The organism is Candidatus Methanoperedens sp., from assembly GCA_012026795.1.
Lineage (GTDB): Archaea > Halobacteriota > Methanosarcinia > Methanosarcinales > Methanoperedenaceae > Methanoperedens.
Genome location: VEPM01000008.1, coordinates 1 through 17,711 on the forward strand (window position 1 = coordinate 1; position 17,711 = coordinate 17,711).

A 17,711-nucleotide genomic window follows, 5' to 3' on the forward strand; every position below is an offset into this window, starting at 1 on the left:
CAGAAAGGGTTATGAAAGGCTTGAGCCGTATGCGGTGAAAGTCGCACGTACGGTTCTTAGAAGAGGGAGAGCGAGTAATCGCTCTTTCTTATTCGGCGTTATCCTGTCCATTTATTGGATGGGCTCATCCTGATCAGAGATAAAAAATCAGAATAATATTATTGCGCATAATTATTAATATAAAAGAAGTATAAGGGCTATTATGAATAATCAAAGTAGCTCAAATTTCTTTTCTGCTCCGGCTATCGGTTTGATAGTAGGCAATCTTGGAGGCGGAAAAGATAAAGAAAAAGGCGGCAGTGGACTTATTGCGCCATTTGGTATCGACCTGGCATTGATGCTTGGCTGGACTTTTGGCATCTTCAAGACTTTCGGATTTACTTTTACTCCCGGTATCGCAATTGGCAGGATGGGTTTTATAGTAGTCTCTGTAGGAATCCACTTTAACAGACGTATCGGGTTCGGAATTGTCATTCCGGTATTCCCTATCTGGGGTTAGACATGAGAAAAAGTGAAATTGTCATTATTGGAATTGTTTTACTATCTTTCGGGATCGGTATCTATGTTTACCCGGAGATGCCAGAAAAAATCGCATCCCACTGGAATGCTCAGGGAGAAGTTGATGGTTATATGTCAAAGTTCTGGGGAATTTTTTTGATGCCAATTATTTCAGTGGGACTGTTTTTGCTTTTCGTAATAATACCCGGGATAGATCCCTATAAGTCAAACATAGAAAAATTTAGAAAATATTATGATAATTTCATTATAGTTATAATTTTATTTTTATTTTATATTTATCTTCTAACTATATTTTGGAATATGGGTTTTAGATACAATATGATTACCCTCTTATCACCGGCTTTTGCAATTTTATTTTATTATTCTGGAGTTTTAATAGAAAATGCCAAAATGAACTGGTTCATTGGTATCAGAACTCCATGGACTTTAAGCAGTGAAAAAGTATGGGATAAAACTCATAAAATAGGTGGTAAGCTTTTTAAAATCGCCGGGATAATTGCCTTTGCAGGAATATTGTTCCAGAGCTATGCAATATTTTTTATCCTTGTTCCAATACTGTCAGCAGTTATTTATCTGGTCATATTTTCGTACATCGAATATCAAAAAGAAACAAAATAATATTTATTTATGCAGGCTTCAAATCATTAATAAATGAGAATCAGTTATCGCACAATATCCGGCTTCGTACAGACATCCAGTTTTTGACATATCTCGCAATCCGTCCTGCATGGCTCAACATGAATCAAAATAGAAAGGTTAGGAATTTTTTCCTTAATATCCTTTTCAAGATGATCGCAGAAATCATGTGCATCAATAACATGCTGGTTTTTAGGTACGACAAGATGCAGATCCACGAATCTTTCAGCACCCGACATTCGCGAGCGCAGGTCATGGTATTCCGCATACCGGGAATAATGCTCGTGGATTATTGATTTAATGATATCCTCCTCATTATCTGAAAGTTTAACATCCATGATCCCTGATACTGAGCGTTTTGTCAGGTCATAAGATGCTTTGAGAATAATGAGAGCCACAATTATGGCAAGTAATGGGTCAAAAATAGGGTTCTTTGTGATTTGAATTAGAACAAGACCTATGAAAACACCAATTGAAGTATAAACATCCGTAGTAAGATGATATGCATCTGCCTCAAGGGCAATTGATTCGGCTTTCTTGGCAACTTTCATGATCCTTGCTGAAACATAAAAATTCACAATTGCCGAGATACCCATGATCAAAATACCGATTCCGACCAGATCCGGATCAATTCCAATTTTTTCATTACCTATACCCATGATACCAAGGATTTTTCCACTTGATTCATAAAGTATGATGATTGCTGCTATGAAAATCAGAATCGCTTCTACCGTCCCGGATACATTTTCGAACTTGCCATGCCCGAACTTATGTTCATCATCAGCCGGTTGTCCTGCTTTCTTGACAGAATAATTGGCTATGACCGCAGCCAATAGGTCAATACCTGAATGGAGGGCTTCTGAGAGAATACTTATTGAACCTATAAAAATGCCAACTGCAAGCTTCATTATAAGCAATAGGGAATTGGAATAAATCGAAAGTCTTGCTACGGATCTTATCTGTTCATGGGCAGCAAAATATTTGTTGTTGTCTGGCATTTGCTTATTACTTATTTGAGATGAAAGTATAAAGGGATATTCCAGGAAAAAACAGGTAAAATTTCAACCAAACCTTTTAATATCGAATGAAACAAATCATAAATATCATAATACAATTGGAGGTTGAATTATGTGCAGCACATATACTGGATTCTCCATGATGCCTGATGATCTTGAAGAGATGAAGAGAGGAAGTTCCACGTTCTGGTGCATTTCATGCAAGAAGACCTTTATGAAAAAAGGAGCAGCAGAATGCCCGAACTGTGGCTCAAAGAATATCAAGGCTAGAGCGCCGTAGTTAAATAATAAAAATAAATATCTGGAATTATAACATAACCATAATGTATTTCATCCCGGTGACATATCCTTGAGTGTGTACCATATTAAAATAAATGATTTTAACCTCGATTATTCCCTTTCATGCGGCCAGGTATTCAGGTGGGAAAAAAAGGACTGGTGGAACGGGATAGTCAAGGGTACTATCGTCAGGGCTAAACAGGAAGACCGGGAACTGATAGTTGAATCATCTCTCGATAAGGACATGATTATCGATTATTTCAGGCTTGATGATGACCTCGAACAGATTTACGCTTCCATTAGCCGGGATGAAAAAATTAAATCATTGATCAATAAATACAGAGGCCTGCGCCTTATCAGGCAGGACCCCTGGGAATGTCTTGTATCGTATATGTGCTCAAGCAACAACACGATACGGAATATCACTAATTCCATCACGCGCATGAGTGAATGTTTCGGAAATGAGATCGAAAAAGGCTATTATTCCTTTCCCACACCTGATGCGCTTTCGGATGCCCGGCTTTGCGACATGTCGCAGTGCAAGCTTGGTTTTCGCGCTCCCCGGATATTGAAATTAGCAAATATTGTGGCAAATCGCGAATTTGACCTGTACGGGATAAAGGACTTATCCTACAGGAAAGGGCGGGAAGAACTTGTGAAAATAGAGGGCGTTGGAAATAAGATCGCGGATTGCGTGCTGCTTTTTGCATTCGGGAAGCTTGAATCTTTTCCGGTGGATACGCATATCGAACAGATAATGGAAAGATATTATGGATCAAATTTCAAAGGTCCGAAAAGCAAAAAGAGAGATGAAATAGCTGAATTTGCCAGGAGCTATTTCGGAAGATATTGCGGATACGCCCAGGAGTACCTATTTATGGAAGATATGGGTATACTTAAATTATAAGAAAATCAATTAAAGATTATGATACATATCCTTGAAAATATCGATAAGTGGAAGTGTGAATATAAAAAATGCGGTGCCAAATGCTGCTCTGAAGGTATCCAGCTTACATTAAAGGATATAAAAAGGATCAAAGGTCTGGGATATTCGCCTGAAGATTTCCTTGATTTTGATGAAAAGGAAAATATATTCAAGATAAGGGGAAAAGAAGGAAAGTGCTTTTTTAATGGTTCGAAACTTGAATGCACGATACGTGATAACGAGCCGCTTGTTTGCCGTTTGCTTCCATTCAGGATCACTGAGGTCTCATATTCGGATGAACCTTTAATGAAACTAAAACCCGTTGTGGATTGTCCGGGAGCAGGCAAGGGTAAGAAAATCGATAAGAAAAAAATCGAAGCTGATGCAACATCATTCCTGCGTGAGAACCAAGAACTCAAAAGGAACCTGAAGAAAAATGGACAGAAAGGTGTTATTGAAGGGCTGTAATAATATTTTTCTGCAACCAATCAGGTTATGTTATGGGATTAAACGCTTCGGAGCTTGTGCGAAACCTGCTTTCCCAGGTCCGTCAGGGCAAATTTGGCGCCTTCGCGTGATATGAGGTTTTTTCCGGTCAGTTCTTCTATTGTTTTTTCCGCTCCCACAATCCTCACAGTCTTTGCTATAGTTGCTCCATCCATTGCGCCTTTTGAATCCAGCACTGCAAGGATCTTGCTTGCTTTATGATTGCTTGCAACATAACCGATCAATTCTTCCATTAATATTTCATCTCCTTTTCTTCTGTATTGGACTTCTTTTGAGATAACTTTATTGCATTCAAGAAACATTACACCATCGGCGGGCTAGCCCGGGTAACTCGGCGTTACCTGTAACCCGAAACCGTCGATAGCGGGGGGCGAAGCCAAGGGAAGAAGTTTCGACTATTGCATGGCCCACAAATTCTACTGTGAAACCCCGTCCTATGGGGCTGGTGTTGGTACAGGGGCTTTCCTGAAGGAAGGTTTTTGTGCCTTGGTCGCGGAAAACGGTCTAGGCCCGGAAGGGAGCAAACCAGCCGTGAACAACTATCGCTCATGGGAGCGCGGGGCGGAGGCGAGTTTGTGGCCAACCATGTAGTAGAAGAGGCTGCGACCTGAGGCGTGCCCGCTACTTTATTAAATATAAAAATGAAGAAATGCATGACCAATTATCCTGTTTCAATATTTCTTCTGAATGCTTCACATTTCATGCAGTTGTGGATTTTCGCTTTTGTATCACCCTGCTTTACTCCTCCGCACCAGGTTCCTTCGATAAACCAGCAGCGAAGTTCTCTGGATTCGTATGCCGGGCATTTCTGTCTGATCTCGTTGCTGCAGTTCTTGATATCCCAGCAGCGCACGAAATTATCAACAGACCTTATCACAAACTGTGATGAAGCCATTTGCAGTTCCTCAGACAGTTCCGCAAGGTCCTGTGCAGTTGTCATGAGCTGCTCCATCGATGCTGAAAGTTCTTCAGTAGCGGCTGAAGCTTCCTGAGTACCTGCCGCAGATTCCTCACTGACTGATGAAACACTTTCTACCGAGGCTGTGACTTCTTCTACAGATGCTGACTGTTCCTGCGCTGAAGCCGCAATCTCCTGGATCATAGTGGCAACTTCATCTGCGCCAGTTACAATACTGTTAATAGCTGATGACGCAATTTCAATAGTAGCTGAACCTTCACTCACAGTTTTCGTTCCATTTTCCATGCTTTCAACCGCTTTCTTTGTTCCCAACTGGATCTCTTTTATCAGCTGGGTGATCTGGTTTGCTGCCATTCTTGACCCCTCAGCAAGTTTTCGGACTTCATCAGCCACAACCGCGAAACCTCTTCCATGATCCCCGGCCCGTGCCGCTTCAATAGCTGCATTAAGAGCAAGAAGGTTTGTCTGGTCTGCAATAGTAGTTATCACGCCGATGATTTCACCAATTTTCTGGGATTTACCTTCAAGCTCCTTTATTACAATAGCTGAACCATCGACAGTTGTTTTTATCTCGCCCATCTTCTGCGCGACATTTCCGGAAATCTTGCCCACTTCCTGTGCGGTTTTATTAGCTTCTCCTGCCCGCATCGATGCTTTCTGACAATTTGCCGCAATTTGTTGAACTGTTTGCGACATCTCTTGCATGGCTCTTGCCATCTGTGTCATATCTGTCGCTTGCTGGCTTACGCCTTTTGCGATATCCTGAGTTGTGCTGGCTACCTGCTCTGTGGACGCTTTAATTTCTTTGCTTGATTCTGAAAGCGTCTGGGATGCATTTGAGACTTTCATCGCAGATTTTTGTACATTTCCGATCACGGTCTTTAAATTACCTGCCATGTCCTGGATAGCCATGGAGAGCTGTCCTACTTCGTCCCTTTGGTCGCTTTGCACCTGCACAGTAAGGTCGCCTTTTGCGATCTTTTTTGATGCCTCAAGCATATTATCTACTGGCTTTGTAATTAAACGGGATATATAGATACTGGCGCCAACACCTGTTACAATTGCAATGAATGCAAGAATAATGACGGCCATTTTCGAAGAACTGTTTGAAGCAGTCATTGCAGCCATATTATTATTCAGGCTAGCCTGGGAATCATTTACTATGCCGGCAATAAGGACATCTATCTGCCGCGCGTTAACAGTGAGTTGCTCTTCTTTTTTATCCCTTTCAATGGAGATACTTACAAATTTATCAAAAGTGGCCGCATACAGGTCAAGTTTTGATATGGCCTGTTTTTTTTCAATATCAGATGCTTTTGAATTTGATATATTAATTTTTGCTATATCGATGGCACCATGCACCTTGGTCTGGTAGAGGACTTCCTTTCGGATCACATAGTTTTTCTCATGTCTTCTGGCTTCAAGTAACGACGCCAGAGCATCCGTGCTGCCGATCTTTTTAATATCCGCTTCTGCATCTCGTGCCTGGTTTATTAAATCTCCATTTAATCCTTCCATTTCCAGTAAACCAAGCTGTTTTTGCAGACCAACAAGTTCAAGAAATGTATTCTCACAACCGGTGATCAGAGACAAGATATTATTTGCATCATCCTTTTCTTTCTGTCCAACATCGAGTTTTGAGATATCGGCAACATCATTCTTGATGGCATTAACTGATGACTTGACTTTATCCACATACTGAAGATCATTACGCATCAAAAAATTTGTCTCATCACGTCGTACCTGGAGAAGATTAATGCTTATATTATCTGCTTTTTTTCCAAGGGTTATTTCATTATCAAATAAACTTTTTGTTGCTGTGTCTATTGAACTTAATTTTGCCACACTCAATGCGGCGACTATTATTAATAAGATAATTATAACCCCGAATCCGCCTATCAGTTTCTTGCTTAAGGATATATCTTTGAAATTGATCATTATCTGTTCCCTCAGTTTATCTCTAATTAAAAATTCATTTACTTCAATATAAACAGGGTTGTGAAAAAAGTGTGAAATAAATCTTTCTGATAAACAGATTATTGAGTTATCCCTGTCACCACGTCTTTTTTGAAATCAAATACTGTCGCGCATTTATCTTTATAACAAATATCAAGTTTTGATGTATCATTCACGACCCCGATATTCGCAACCGCATATCCTGCCTTTTCAAAAAGATCCATAACTTGTGCTTCATTCTCAGATAAAGCCGTAACTATAAAACCCGTTGCCGGATGAACCTTCAACCACTGTGTAAAATCAACGCCCTCTGGCGCGTGTATTTTCCCCAGGTCAACGCTTGCGCCTTTTTTGCTTGTTTCAAGGAGCATCCCGAGCGTTCCGATAAGCCCCGGATTGCTGATATCCTTTCCTGCGGTGACAAGCTTCTTCTCGCCTATTTCCTGCATCACCCTGTATTTCCTGCGCACTTCCTCAGGCTCTTTTGCAGTCGTTGTGTCAAAACTGTAAGGAGAATTTGGCCCGACTTTCCCGTCCATATCGTATGCGGCTATTACAACATCCCCTGCCTTCGCGGTTCCGCTTTTGATCTCGCATCCCTTTTTGACTGTGCCGATAATCGCCACAGATAATGAAGTATATGGAGTATCGGGATGAAGATGCCCGCCAACCATCGGGACCCCGAATTTCGCTATCCCGTCCCTGATGCCCCTGAGAAGTTCCTTGCAGGCGTTTTTATTATCCGAAGACAGGACATTGACCATCGCAACAGGTTTTCCGCCCATTGCGGCGATGTCGTTGACATTCACAAGCACGGAAGTATAGCCTGCCCACCACGGACTTGCATTTACGAGGCGACCCCAGATTCCGTCAGCAGCAAAAAGAATATAATCATCCCCGCCGATATCAATTACGGCAGCATCATCGCCAAAATCAACCACGGAACCGGAATATTCCGAGCGCACAGTCTGGAAAATATGTATGAGGTCTGCAATGGGTTTCTTGCGGGTTACGCCCTCGAATTCCCTGATTTCCTTTGCGATTTTCTGTATATCCATGCAGTTCTGAAAGAACTTTTTAGTATAAAAGGATGTTTTAATGAACAGGAAAGTATAGAAAAATGATTTTATTTTTGTTTCTTCGATCTTTTTCATATCAAGAATCAGGTTGAGCCATGAGAAGCTTTTCTAGCTCACTTAGAGGCGCACAGGAGCGTGACGTGATTTATAAGCAAATACGCCGTCAGGAATCTCTGCATACTAACCATTTAATTAGGTTAACCGAAATGTATATAGGTATATAATATTATTGAGTTAGGTATACCTAATAAAAACGGTGAGAACTATGTTGGCAAGCTTTTTAATAACATTCAGGGAAGCGCTTGAAGCAGCCCTGATAATCGGAATAATTGTAGCATATGTCGCAAAGCTGGGAAGAAAAGACCTCAACCGTTATATAAATATAGGGATCATAAGCGCCCTTATCGCAAGTCTGGCAGTGGCTTTTTTATTCAAAGTAGTTTACGGCGAACTCCAGGGCACAGCAGAGCAGCTTTTTGAGGGCGCAGCCTCTCTTACTGCGGCTATCGTACTTACATACATGATCTTCTGGATGGCGCAAAATTCAAAACAGATAAAAGGTGAAGTCCAGGAAAAAATAGACATGTCCATTTCAAAAGGGCAAATGCGGGGAATAGCAGTCCTGTCTTTTATCGCAGTATTCAGGGAGGGTGTCGAGACCGTATTATTCCTCGGAACACTTGCGATCCAGTCTCCGGCTGATACCATAATTGGTTTCATCACTGGTATGGCAGTTGTGACCTTCCTGTCATTTATAATGTTCAAAGGGATTTACAGTCTTGACGTGAGCAGGTTCTTCAGATATACAAGCATTCTGCTGATATTGTTCTCAGCGGGTCTTGTTGCCACATCGGTACATGAATTCAATGAAGCAGGCATAATACCGGAAATCGTAGAGCATGTATGGGATATAAACCCGCCGCTGAATCCTGATGGTTCGTATCCGCCACTTCATGAAAATGGGTTGATCGGAGGAAGCTTAAAATCCCTCGTAGGTTATAATGGAAATCCCTCACTTACAGAAGTTATGGCATACATTGGTTACTGGATAATAATAGGACTGTTTGTTTACAGAAGCTACCAAAAGAGGTAAAAAATGGAAGCAGACACACCAAGGATAGAAGAATATCTTGAATCGATATATAAATTGCAACTGGAACAGCATCCAGTAAGCACATCGCGCCTTGCAGAACACCTGAAATTATCTCCCCCATCCGTATCCGAGATGGTAAAAAAACTTGCGAATAAGGGTCTCATAAACCACACCGGAAAGGGCGTATGCCTTACAGAAGAAGGTGGAAGAATGGCCAAAAAAGTCGTTCGCAGACACCGCCTTTCCGAGCGGCTGCTTACCGATATCCTGGGCTTTAAATGGGACGAAGTGCATGATGAAGCATGCAGGCTTGAGCATGCAATAAGCCCTGAGATGGAAGACAGGATCGCCCAGAGCCTGGGAAATCCAAAAACCTGCCCTCACGGCCATCCCATCCCTGATAAGGACGGATCGTTCGTAAAAGAAAAGGTAAGGCCGCTTTCAGAATTAAAAGCCAATGAAAAAGCAATCATTGTTAATGTATTCGAAGAAGACCCGAAAATGCTCCAGTATCTTGCATCACTTGGATTGATCCCTGATATTTGCGTTCGTGTCGAGGAAGTGGCGCCGTTCGGAGGGCCATTGATTGTGTGTGTCTCAGGCTCACGGTACGCGCTGGGAAGAGAAGTAGCATCAAAAATAAAGGTAAAATAAGTTAGAACAGGATAAACAGGATAGGATAAAAATAATGGCTCTTTCATGTCATAGCGCCCTCAAGGAAATAAAGGGCAGCACTGATTTCACATTTGCACTTGCTGGAAATCCCAATGTGGGAAAATCAAGCATATTTAACCAACTGACCGGGATGGGTGTGGTCACTGCCAACTATCCCGGAAAAACCGTTGAACTCAATCTTGCAACCACGAATTTCAAAGACAAACGGATAGGTATAATCGACCTTCCCGGCAGCTACGCCCTTGGCGCGGTCTCTGAAGACCAGTGGGTAGCGCGAAGGGCGATCTTAGACTGTAAACCGGATGTGGCAATAATGATCCTTGATGCCACAAATCTTGCAAGGAATCTCTATATGCTGATCCAGTTCATCGATCTTGGCATACCGATAGTGGCTGCCCTGAACCTGATAGATGAGGCCGAAAAAAGGAATATCCTGATCGATTCCGGGGAATTGTCCCGGCTCCTTGGTATCCCTGTTGTGAAAACAATAGCCACGACAGGCAGCGGTCTTGATGAACTGATACAGCAGGCAGTGGATACTGCAAACGCTAAAAACAAAACCGGGATCAGTTATTCATTGCATTATGGCGATGATATTGAAACCAATATCAAAAAACTTGAAGAAATTCTCATGCCTTATAACTTCGGGATAAATCCAAGGGCTCTTTCGATCATGCTCCTTGAAAATGATCCTGAATTTATTGAACTTGTGGGGAAACATGAAAATGGCAAATCCATAATCGAAGAAGCAAACAGGATAAGCAGGGAGATAGAGGAATTACACAGAGAGAAAACCCCATTAAGGATCGCACGTGAGAGACATGGGCTTGCAGGTTCGATAGCATCCCAGGTACAGGGGGATGTAAAACCCATACCATCGGATAAAATATGGGCTTATACCACTTCACCGCTTACAGGCATACCCCTGCTTATCGGGGTCCTTGCCATAATTTTTTCCTTCCTCTTTTACGGCGGTAACTGGCTTTCCACTCTTTTCAGTAACCAATGGGCAGCATATGTTTCGCCTGTTATTGAGGATACTGTTAATTATATTTTTGGAAGCGGGATTATCGGTAAAATTTTATTGTGGGGTTTTGACGATGGTATCCTTGCAGCTCTTGCTGTGGGTATCCCGTATGTGCTTACATTCTATTTCATGCTCGCTTTCCTTGAAGATTCAGGATACCTGAACTCTGTGGCATTCCTTACAGACAGGCTGATGCATAAGTTCGGGCTTCACGGGCGTGCGATCATCCCGCTTGTTGCAGGTGCGGGCTGCAATGTTCCTGCAATAATCGGCACACGCGTTTTAACCACGATGCGGGAGCGAACGATTGCAAGTACCCTTATCACTCTCATCCCGTGCAGTGCGCGGACAGCCGTTATTCTTGGCGCCGTATCCCTGTTCGTGGGATGGAAACCGGCCGTTGCAATTTATCTTATAATATTTGCTCTTGTATTCCTGGTAGGAGCAGGACTTAACAAAATAATGCCTGGAAAATCAACAGGGCTTGTCATGGAAATGTTCCCATTCAGGATGCCGATGATTTCAAACATATTGAAAAAGACCTGGTCAAGGTTCAAAGGCTTTGTATTCGTGGCTTTTCCGATAGTGCTTGTAGGGTCTATAGTACTTGGAGGGCTTTACGAAACCGGATATCTCTGGAAACTTGCCTCACCGCTTTCTCCTGTAGTTGAGGGATGGCTGGGTCTTCCTGCTGTTGCCGGTCTTACTTTGATCTTTGCCGTGCTTAGAAAAGAACTTGCGCTCCAGTTGCTTGTTACTCTTGCAATAGTCATGTACGGAAGAAACGCAAATAATCTCCTGCTGTTCATGACGCCAGCGCAATTATTCGTTTATGCGCTTGTGAATACGATCTATATACCATGCGTTGCAACTATCGCCGTACTTGGGCGGGAGCTTGGCTGGAAAAGAGCATTTGGAATCATGGCATTCACCATTACACTTGCAATACTTATCGGCGGGATAGCTTCCAGGATCATAGGATATTACCACCTGCTATGAAAAAACTTTATGAAGACACATTGTCCTCTTTGCGGAGCCAGGTTTGATGATAAGGATAACCGGGGATGCAGGGCATGTCCGCGTTTCATGAAATGCAGCCTTGTATTGTGCCCTAATTGCGGTCATGAATTCCCGAAAGTATATCAGGGATAATTCTTAAAAGCGCTACATTTTTTCCACTATCCCGATTATCTCTTTGATATCCTTTATTACGATATCCGCTTCTTCGCAAAGAAGAGGGGGACACTCCCCTGTCTGCTGTATTGAGAGTACGCTTAAATCAGCAGCGCGAAATGCAAGGATATCATTGATACCATCACCCACCATTGCTACTTTATCATATTGTTCTTTCAATCTTTTCACGATCCCCTCTTTTTTCTTTGGGGTTGATATCTCATACACACATTCAAGAGGTACACAGACGTTTTTTGCAAGAGGCTGGAGGTTTCGCATACTGTCACCTGATGCGATATATACGGCTATGCCCCTGTCTGTAAGGGTCTGTATCACAGAACAGCTGTTGGAATAGATTTTTCCGCCTGTGCAGATGACATACTGGATGCTCCTTGTTTCCACATCGATAATAAGACCAACGCCCATATAAAAAATATTCTTGCATCTTTGTTTGACAGCAGCCATCACATCCTGGAGATCAGACATTGTTGCCTTCATATCGTTTTTCACAACCGATAGGGCCGTATTGTTATCCACCTGGGCCCTTGAACAGCCAACATCAATGCCTATGTTGTATTTATCTATGAAATCGGAAACCAGCATATCCGGAGGGCATTTTGTGAGCTTATTTGAATCTATCTGCATTACAAGAAGCGCACAATAAGGCTTTTTACCAACAAGTTCTGTTGAAACGACCTCATTTAGAATATCTCCGGTATTTACGTTCTTTGCCACGCGGTGCATGCGAAGCAGTGTTCCAGCACTGTCAAAGACTACAGCAATTTTCATAGCATACACATGTTTTTATGAATTATTATCTTTTCTAAGAAAATAAAGTATTTAAAAATTCTCTTCAAAAAGAATGTCAGATAGTTTTGCCAGTTCCTCAGGAGAAATGGTTTCAGCCCTCCTGTCAATCATATCAGGTGGCAGTTTTTCCAGCGCTTTATCGCTGATCCCAAGAAATGCTGCATTATTTAATATGGCGTTCTTAATTTTCTTTCTTCTCTGTGAAAAAGCTGCTGTTATAAATTTCATGAAAAAATCCACGTCATTTACTTCATAAGGCGGCAATCGCGGTATAAGCCTGACTATCGCTGAATCGACCTGCGGAGGAGCACTGAAAGCCAGCCGTGGCACGATTTCCATGATATCAACGTTTGCCCGGTACTGGACTGCTATCGAAAGCCGGCCATAATCCTTACTGCCTGGTATAGCAACCATTCTTTTTGCAAATTCATGCTGGTACATAAGAATACCCATATCGAATTTATTTTCCAGCAGTTTGAAGGTCACAGGTGATGAGATAGAATAAGGCAAATTAGAGATCACTTTATTAAAATGGGGAAAATCCTGTTTCATCGCATCCCCTATGATAACTTCAACATTATCAAACCTGTTCAGGGAAGATGCGAGTTCCGGATCAACTTCAATGGCGATGACTTTTCCTGCCCTGCGTGCAAGTTTTTCTGTCAGGTTACCAGGGCCTGCGCCTATTTCAAGAACAATATCCAGACTATTTAAATGTCCGTACTCGATGATCCTGCCAAGAACCTGTTCATCAATTAAGAAATGCTGGTCCTTTTTATACCATTTCATCTTTTAGGGGGCATAGGGGTTGTAAAAACACGATATTTTATATTATCGTCCTTCAATTCATCCAGAACCCTGTGAGCAATAAGTTTTTCAGGAGCATGAAGGCCTTTTACCCTTTCAATAAGATTCTTGAAATTTTCAAATTTACCCTTCTTTTTCTCTTCTATTATTCCCCACATGAGCTTCTTTCCGATTCCTGGTAACAGCTCAAGCATATGAAGACGCGTTGTTATCGGATATGCATCATTAAAGAAAGCCAAAAACCGCGTTTCATTTGCAAGAACTATTTTTTCAATAACAGCAGGAAGCTCCAGCTGTGCTCCATGGGTAAGTTCATTATAAGCTATGCGTCTCTTGACATGATCGATAACAGGACGATCTCCATCCCCGATATAAACCTTATCATGGACATTGGGGACTACATTCTCTTTAGGTATAAGCTCCATCAAAACAAAATGTTTTTCCCCGATTGCCTGAATAAGGGGCTTTTTTTGATACATCGGGCGGGAATCATCAGAACGCCCATAATGCAGATAATCCAGAATGTAAGCTGTGTCTTCTTTTTCTTGCCTTTTACCTAGGGTTATCATCAAATACCACTCGCTTTGGAATTTTTCTAATTCAAACTACTAATATTTAGAAAGATACTTATATAGTTTTATTATTGGTTTCAGGTATATTTCATCACTAGCTCAAGAATATCCTTCAGTTCCTTTTCACTGAGAGTATATCGTTCTTTCGCGTAAATCGACCTGACCTCATCATTAGTCAGAGGAAGGATATCGACTATCCTTACAGCTATCTCCGGTTTCATTTTTTCAAGTTTTAATAACTCGTTCATTAATTCCCGGGATTTCCCTGGTTCCAGCCTGGCAAACATTTCAGCATGAGAGATCGCCTTACGTAACTCGTATCCGAGTTCTTTGTCTTCCTTTGCCCTCTCATCCCTGACCTCTTCAAGCAGGCTCCTTACCTCGCCAAGAGTCAAAATCTCTTCACTGATTATCTGCTTCACTAACATTGTTTCACCAGTTATTTCTGGGGTGTCAAATGCTCCGGAAGAATGATAACTTCTTTCATCAGTCCGCCATCCCTGACTTCAACAATATAGGCCCGGCCACGCTGGGTCATGACTCTTCCGGTCCTGCCCTGGAATTTGGGATGAGGCATTCCATTCTGGATGCTTGGGTCAAGGTCGATGTTCACAATGTCTCCCTCCTGGAACTCCTGGATTGCCCTGCTGATCGGTGATAATCCTTTTTCCCGGACTGTTTTCTTTAATTTATATCGTGATTTTCTTCTTGTTCCGTGGGTTTTTGCCATAATATTTCTCCGAACTGTGATTATTATTTTATCCTACTTTAATTACTTCAAGTTCAATAACCTTTGCCTCATTTCCTGTCAGTGAAGCTACGCTGGGTATTGTACGTCCGCCATCGCCAGAAACCAGCTCCTTGACATAGAGTCCGCCTTCACAATTAATGACGAGGACAGCAGTATTTTCATTATACGATTCAAGTTCGACCGAGTGTACCTTTCGTACTCGTTCAAGGTCCGCGCGCCTGTGAAGTACTCTGGTGGGTGTTTTCTGTTTGATGAGAGTCTGGCTTATTACGTTAATGGATGATTTAAGTTTTTCCTCTGTTGTATTGTGTGTGATCTTGAGGCGGTATACTTTATCCACTTTCATTGATTTTAGCTGTTCAACAGTTTCACTCTCTACGAATTTTAATCCAAGCACTTCGATCTTACCCTGTGCACCGCGGTTTATTTCAGCTTCCAGGGCTTCCAGGTCAAGACTCCTGATATGGGGTCTTTTTGCCTCAACAACAAATGGCCGCCCATCACCAAGCATGAGGGCATCGATATCCTCGCGCCCTGCGCCATGAAAAGCAGTATCTGCACACCGCGCTGCTGACATTAGATGCGGCTTTATCAATTCATCTACTGATTCCCGGTACATCTTTCCGGTATTGTCGCACCGTTCACATCCCCTGCCGCCGCATTCCCGGCATGGCCACCTGGTCTGGGGTATTCCACGGATAAGTTTCCTATACCTTCCGTAGATATAAAGTGAATTTATTTCTACATCGACCCTATCATTTTCGAGGTCAAGAAGCGCCACAACCTGTGGTTTTTTAAGGTTCGCCCTCTTTCCTGTAATCTTTTCTATCCTTTTTCCGACCTCCCTGTTCAATTCTGTCTTCAAAGGCTCGGCAAACGTGGTCCCGCTTTCTGCCCACAGGATCTCTTCATTCTCAGCAAGAAGTCCGGTAACCTTTGTTCCTACCAGGAAATTATTATATTCGTAATCCGAAAGAATCTCAACAGACTTTGTTACCCACGAATCTATTTCCAAAAAAAGATTATTGCATACCCAGCATTTTATTTCACCCCTGCTTCTGGCAAGCTCATCCTGCAGTTCTTTATCTTTTTCTGCTCCTGCATGCATAGCAAGCACAAGTTTCAGGGCATTCCCGCGCATGTCATTGGAAAGTCCCGTGGAAAGCTTTGCGAACTGCCTGCCCAGGCAGTGGTCGCATATAGGACCTTCATGGATTATCTTACGGGCTGTATCAAGGATTGTCATCTGGCTCACATTATGCGCAGTGTTCTAAATATGTTTCCATTACCAGGCTTTATAATCCCCGAAATGCTTATCATCAAACTCAAAAACAGGTCTTGCAATTAATTTATCTTTCTTCTCTACGAACTCAGTCGCTGATTGCAACTCATCAAAACCAGCATTCATTAATGCTGTAGTTGTCAAAAAGGTCTTGTTGTAAGCCTTATATTCAGTCCATCCATCCCTGTATTGCCCCATATATCCAAGAACAGCTTTAGAAGGGATAGCTTTCTTTATAAAACTTGAGTTTTCCTTAACAGATATCTCCCCGCTTTGCATTATACTTGTGACTGTAACCATCCAGCCATCACAGTCATCCTTCATCCCATGTGTCAGGTAATATTCGGGCATGACCCATGTATCTTCATCCGGAGGGTAATGGAACTGGTCATTATCTGAAACATAAGTATTGATAAATGGCTCATCCGTCCACTGGAGGACATTGCCTTTCGTATCAACTCTCAGAGGAACAGGTTTATTCTTATATCGCAACCTTCCGTCATAATCAATGTATAATTTTGAAGCATAGTACTTTACCCATTCATTATCCGGATTAATGTATGAAGCAGGGTCACTTGCATGCCAGATATCGTGGTCTTTATTGATCCGGTATGGTCTCATAACCGGTATGGATGTTGGTTCAGGATATATTATTTCCACAGGTTCGGGGGGTAAAGCGATCGCAGTCTGTGTTTGTAATCGAACATCAGCAGCCTGCGCGGATATTTCAGGCTCTGGCAATACAATATTTGCTCCTTCCCGGGACTGAGCGACCACAAATACGATCTGAAGCGCAAGTATTGCGGAAAGGGTTAATACCGACGCGGTCAATAGTTTCATTGCTCTCTCCAAAGGGGGCCTGGGCAGTGCCACGTTTGGCGACAGGACACTGCTCAATCTTTTTTATTCGGGTTTTATCTCATGAAAAATGTAAACTACCTTTTCTTCAGACTGATTACACTATCATAAGCATTATAATAACCAACAATATAATGTTAATATATTTTAAAACTTTCCATCAAAAAATTACGGGACTATTTCCTGTCCATTTCGTTGTGCAATAATACGATGCATTGGTCTGCATGCAAAGAGAGCGGCCCTATGCTGATTATTTCAGGATTATATCCCATAACTATTCTCTCCTCGTCCTCTGTCAGACCCAGATGGTCTCCAAGTAAAAATAAAGGATTTAGAGTTTCACTGAAATTCTTTTTTCGGATATCTTCACCATCTTCCCGCAAATATATGATTTTCTTATCCAGTTCCCTTAAAAGAATATCCAGGCCACCTTTCCTGACACTAACTCCTGGCGTGGATTCAGTCCAGAAATCCTGTGCGTTCTTTTCAAGCGCCTTTTTTATCAATGATGCGGCGCTTCGCTCGTCAGGGCTCAGGTACCTGACTGCGCTGCCATCAAAACATATCAGTTTTTGGGGGAATGGTTCACCTTTCAGTACAAGAAAAACGCGGACATCCCTTCTCAGATCATGGGAAAGAAATAACGCGGCATTAACGAATCTACACAGGATGTCCATGCGCCCGCCAGCTCCGGGAAGGTCGTTAAGGGAAAAAGTTCCGGTGACTGCTTTATGTCCGATGATTATAAAATCCTTCATGTAAGGGAGAAATGCCTGAAGCATATTAAATGTATATTAAGGTTATTTGTGAGCTACGAAAATTTAATT

General features: G+C 42.2%; 20 protein-coding genes and 1 other RNA gene. 9 read left to right on the forward strand and 12 right to left on the reverse strand.

Annotated features, from left to right (window positions below; all coding sequences use genetic code 11):
• Positions 1-202 precede the first annotated feature (202 nt).
• Together FIB07_03545 and FIB07_03550 are read left to right on the forward strand one after the other, a co-directional pair.
• Positions 203-499 (forward strand): hypothetical protein, encoded by a 297-nt coding sequence (locus FIB07_03545; protein NJD51921.1) that lies wholly within the window; start codon positions 203-205, stop codon positions 497-499.
• Positions 500-501: 2 nt separating this feature from the next.
• Positions 502-1,137: an SdpI family protein gene (locus FIB07_03550; GenBank protein ID NJD51922.1), complete on the forward strand. Its 636-nt coding sequence runs from the start codon at positions 502-504 to the stop codon at positions 1,135-1,137.
• A 44-nt stretch (positions 1,138-1,181) separates the two neighbouring features.
• On the opposite strand, the gene FIB07_03555 is transcribed toward FIB07_03550, so the two are convergent.
• Positions 1,182-2,153, reverse strand: a complete 972-nt coding sequence (locus FIB07_03555) for a cation transporter (protein NJD51923.1) — start codon at positions 2,151-2,153, stop codon at positions 1,182-1,184.
• A 130-nt stretch (positions 2,154-2,283) separates the two neighbouring features.
• Here FIB07_03555 and FIB07_03560 point away from each other — a divergent pair, with 130 nt between their 5' ends.
• From FIB07_03560 to FIB07_03570, 3 genes are all read left to right on the forward strand, one after another.
• Entirely contained in the window at positions 2,284-2,451 is a 168-nt protein-coding gene (locus tag FIB07_03560; GenBank protein NJD51924.1) for a hydrogenase maturation nickel metallochaperone HypA, read from the forward strand.
• 75 nt (positions 2,452-2,526) lie between these two features.
• Entirely contained in the window at positions 2,527-3,357 is an 831-nt protein-coding gene (locus tag FIB07_03565) for a DNA-3-methyladenine glycosylase 2 family protein (protein NJD51925.1), read from the forward strand.
• Positions 3,358-3,375: 18 nt separating this feature from the next.
• Positions 3,376-3,843 (forward strand): YkgJ family cysteine cluster protein, encoded by a 468-nt coding sequence (locus FIB07_03570; protein NJD51926.1) that lies wholly within the window; start codon positions 3,376-3,378, stop codon positions 3,841-3,843.
• Positions 3,844-3,881: 38 nt separating this feature from the next.
• Here FIB07_03570 and FIB07_03575 read toward each other — a convergent pair whose 3' ends face one another.
• Entirely contained in the window at positions 3,882-4,184 is a 303-nt protein-coding gene (locus FIB07_03575; GenBank protein NJD51927.1) for a transcriptional regulator, read from the reverse strand.
• A gap of 8 nt (positions 4,185-4,192) precedes the next feature.
• Here FIB07_03575 and ffs point away from each other — a divergent pair.
• Positions 4,193-4,506: signal recognition particle sRNA (gene ffs, locus FIB07_03580), an RNA gene on the forward strand.
• Between the two features lie 37 nt (positions 4,507-4,543).
• Here ffs and FIB07_03585 read toward each other — a convergent pair.
• Both FIB07_03585 and FIB07_03590 read right to left on the reverse strand, forming a co-directional pair.
• Positions 4,544-6,739, reverse strand: a complete 2,196-nt coding sequence (locus tag FIB07_03585) for a methyl-accepting chemotaxis protein (protein NJD51928.1) — start codon at positions 6,737-6,739, stop codon at positions 4,544-4,546.
• Between the two features lie 98 nt (positions 6,740-6,837).
• Entirely contained in the window at positions 6,838-7,815 is a 978-nt protein-coding gene (locus tag FIB07_03590) for a methanogenesis marker 2 protein (protein NJD51929.1), read from the reverse strand.
• Between the two features lie 286 nt (positions 7,816-8,101).
• On the opposite strand from FIB07_03590, the gene FIB07_03595 reads away from it, so the two are divergent.
• The 3 genes from FIB07_03595 to feoB are packed head-to-tail and all read left to right on the forward strand — an operon-like array spanning position 8,102 to position 11,630.
• The gene (locus FIB07_03595; protein ID NJD51930.1) at positions 8,102-8,929 is read left to right on the forward strand and encodes a high-affinity iron transporter; all 828 of its coding nucleotides are present in this window, start codon (positions 8,102-8,104) and stop codon (positions 8,927-8,929) included.
• 3 nt (positions 8,930-8,932) lie between these two features.
• Positions 8,933-9,583 (forward strand): metal-dependent transcriptional regulator, encoded by a 651-nt coding sequence (locus FIB07_03600; GenBank protein NJD51931.1) that lies wholly within the window; start codon positions 8,933-8,935, stop codon positions 9,581-9,583.
• Positions 9,584-9,617: 34 nt separating this feature from the next.
• Positions 9,618-11,630 carry a ferrous iron transport protein B gene (gene feoB, locus FIB07_03605; GenBank protein NJD51932.1) on the forward strand — a complete coding sequence of 671 codons (2,013 nt, stop codon included), beginning with the start codon at positions 9,618-9,620 and terminating at the stop codon, positions 11,628-11,630.
• 165 nt (positions 11,631-11,795) lie between these two features.
• Here feoB and FIB07_03610 read toward each other — a convergent pair whose 3' ends face one another.
• The 8 genes from FIB07_03610 to trmY form a co-directional block, all read right to left on the reverse strand.
• Positions 11,796-12,593 carry an HAD family hydrolase gene (locus tag FIB07_03610; GenBank protein NJD51933.1) on the reverse strand — a complete coding sequence of 266 codons (798 nt, stop codon included), beginning with the start codon at positions 12,591-12,593 and terminating at the stop codon, positions 11,796-11,798.
• A gap of 51 nt (positions 12,594-12,644) precedes the next feature.
• Positions 12,645-13,403, reverse strand: a complete 759-nt coding sequence (locus tag FIB07_03615) for a 16S ribosomal RNA methyltransferase A (GenBank protein NJD51934.1) — start codon at positions 13,401-13,403, stop codon at positions 12,645-12,647.
• Positions 13,400-13,990, reverse strand: coding sequence for a DUF655 domain-containing protein (locus tag FIB07_03620; protein NJD51935.1), 591 nt, complete (start codon positions 13,988-13,990; stop codon positions 13,400-13,402). Before FIB07_03620 ends, FIB07_03615 begins: the two co-directional genes overlap by 4 nt.
• Positions 13,991-14,070: 80 nt before the next feature.
• The gene (locus FIB07_03625) at positions 14,071-14,421 is read right to left on the reverse strand and encodes an RNA polymerase Rpb4 family protein (GenBank protein NJD51936.1); all 351 of its coding nucleotides are present in this window, start codon (positions 14,419-14,421) and stop codon (positions 14,071-14,073) included.
• An 11-nt stretch (positions 14,422-14,432) separates the two neighbouring features.
• Positions 14,433-14,723: a 50S ribosomal protein L21e gene (locus FIB07_03630; GenBank protein NJD51937.1), complete on the reverse strand. Its 291-nt coding sequence runs from the start codon at positions 14,721-14,723 to the stop codon at positions 14,433-14,435.
• A 28-nt stretch (positions 14,724-14,751) separates the two neighbouring features.
• Complete coding sequence (locus FIB07_03635; protein NJD51938.1) at positions 14,752-15,990, reverse strand: tRNA pseudouridine(54/55) synthase Pus10; 1,239 nt, start codon at positions 15,988-15,990, stop codon at positions 14,752-14,754.
• Positions 15,991-16,029: 39 nt separating this feature from the next.
• Positions 16,030-16,866: a hypothetical protein gene (locus tag FIB07_03640; protein ID NJD51939.1), complete on the reverse strand. Its 837-nt coding sequence runs from the start codon at positions 16,864-16,866 to the stop codon at positions 16,030-16,032.
• A gap of 194 nt (positions 16,867-17,060) precedes the next feature.
• Positions 17,061-17,642 carry a tRNA (pseudouridine(54)-N(1))-methyltransferase TrmY gene (trmY, locus tag FIB07_03645; protein NJD51940.1) on the reverse strand — a complete coding sequence of 194 codons (582 nt, stop codon included), beginning with the start codon at positions 17,640-17,642 and terminating at the stop codon, positions 17,061-17,063.
• Positions 17,643-17,711: the final 69 nt, after the last annotated feature.

Excerpts from the sequence above, each read along its gene's own strand:
- FIB07_03545 (NJD51921.1), top strand. The coding sequence starts at position 203 with ATGAATAATCAAAGTAGCTCAAATTTCTTTTCTGCTCCGGCTATCGGT.
- FIB07_03550 (NJD51922.1), top strand. The coding sequence starts at position 502 with ATGAGAAAAAGTGAAATTGTCATTATTGGAATTGTTTTACTATCTTTC.
- FIB07_03555 (NJD51923.1), bottom strand. The coding sequence starts at position 2,153 with ATGCCAGACAACAACAAATATTTTGCTGCCCATGAACAGATAAGATCC.
- FIB07_03560 (NJD51924.1), top strand. The coding sequence starts at position 2,284 with ATGTGCAGCACATATACTGGATTCTCCATGATGCCTGATGATCTTGAA.
- FIB07_03570 (NJD51926.1), top strand. The coding sequence starts at position 3,376 with ATGATACATATCCTTGAAAATATCGATAAGTGGAAGTGTGAATATAAA.
- FIB07_03575 (NJD51927.1), bottom strand. The coding sequence starts at position 4,184 with ATGTTTCTTGAATGCAATAAAGTTATCTCAAAAGAAGTCCAATACAGA.
- FIB07_03585 (NJD51928.1), bottom strand. The coding sequence starts at position 6,739 with ATGATCAATTTCAAAGATATATCCTTAAGCAAGAAACTGATAGGCGGA.
- FIB07_03590 (NJD51929.1), bottom strand. The coding sequence starts at position 7,815 with ATGGATATACAGAAAATCGCAAAGGAAATCAGGGAATTCGAGGGCGTA.
- FIB07_03595 (NJD51930.1), top strand. The coding sequence starts at position 8,102 with ATGTTGGCAAGCTTTTTAATAACATTCAGGGAAGCGCTTGAAGCAGCC.
- FIB07_03600 (NJD51931.1), top strand. The coding sequence starts at position 8,933 with ATGGAAGCAGACACACCAAGGATAGAAGAATATCTTGAATCGATATAT.
- feoB (NJD51932.1), top strand. The coding sequence starts at position 9,618 with ATGGCTCTTTCATGTCATAGCGCCCTCAAGGAAATAAAGGGCAGCACT.
- FIB07_03610 (NJD51933.1), bottom strand. The coding sequence starts at position 12,593 with ATGAAAATTGCTGTAGTCTTTGACAGTGCTGGAACACTGCTTCGCATG.
- FIB07_03615 (NJD51934.1), bottom strand. The coding sequence starts at position 13,403 with ATGAAATGGTATAAAAAGGACCAGCATTTCTTAATTGATGAACAGGTT.
- FIB07_03620 (NJD51935.1), bottom strand. The coding sequence starts at position 13,990 with ATGATAACCCTAGGTAAAAGGCAAGAAAAAGAAGACACAGCTTACATT.
- FIB07_03625 (NJD51936.1), bottom strand. The coding sequence starts at position 14,421 with ATGTTAGTGAAGCAGATAATCAGTGAAGAGATTTTGACTCTTGGCGAG.
- FIB07_03630 (NJD51937.1), bottom strand. The coding sequence starts at position 14,723 with ATGGCAAAAACCCACGGAACAAGAAGAAAATCACGATATAAATTAAAG.
- FIB07_03635 (NJD51938.1), bottom strand. The coding sequence starts at position 15,990 with ATGACAATCCTTGATACAGCCCGTAAGATAATCCATGAAGGTCCTATA.
- FIB07_03640 (NJD51939.1), bottom strand. The coding sequence starts at position 16,866 with ATGAAACTATTGACCGCGTCGGTATTAACCCTTTCCGCAATACTTGCG.
- trmY (NJD51940.1), bottom strand. The coding sequence starts at position 17,642 with ATGAAGGATTTTATAATCATCGGACATAAAGCAGTCACCGGAACTTTT.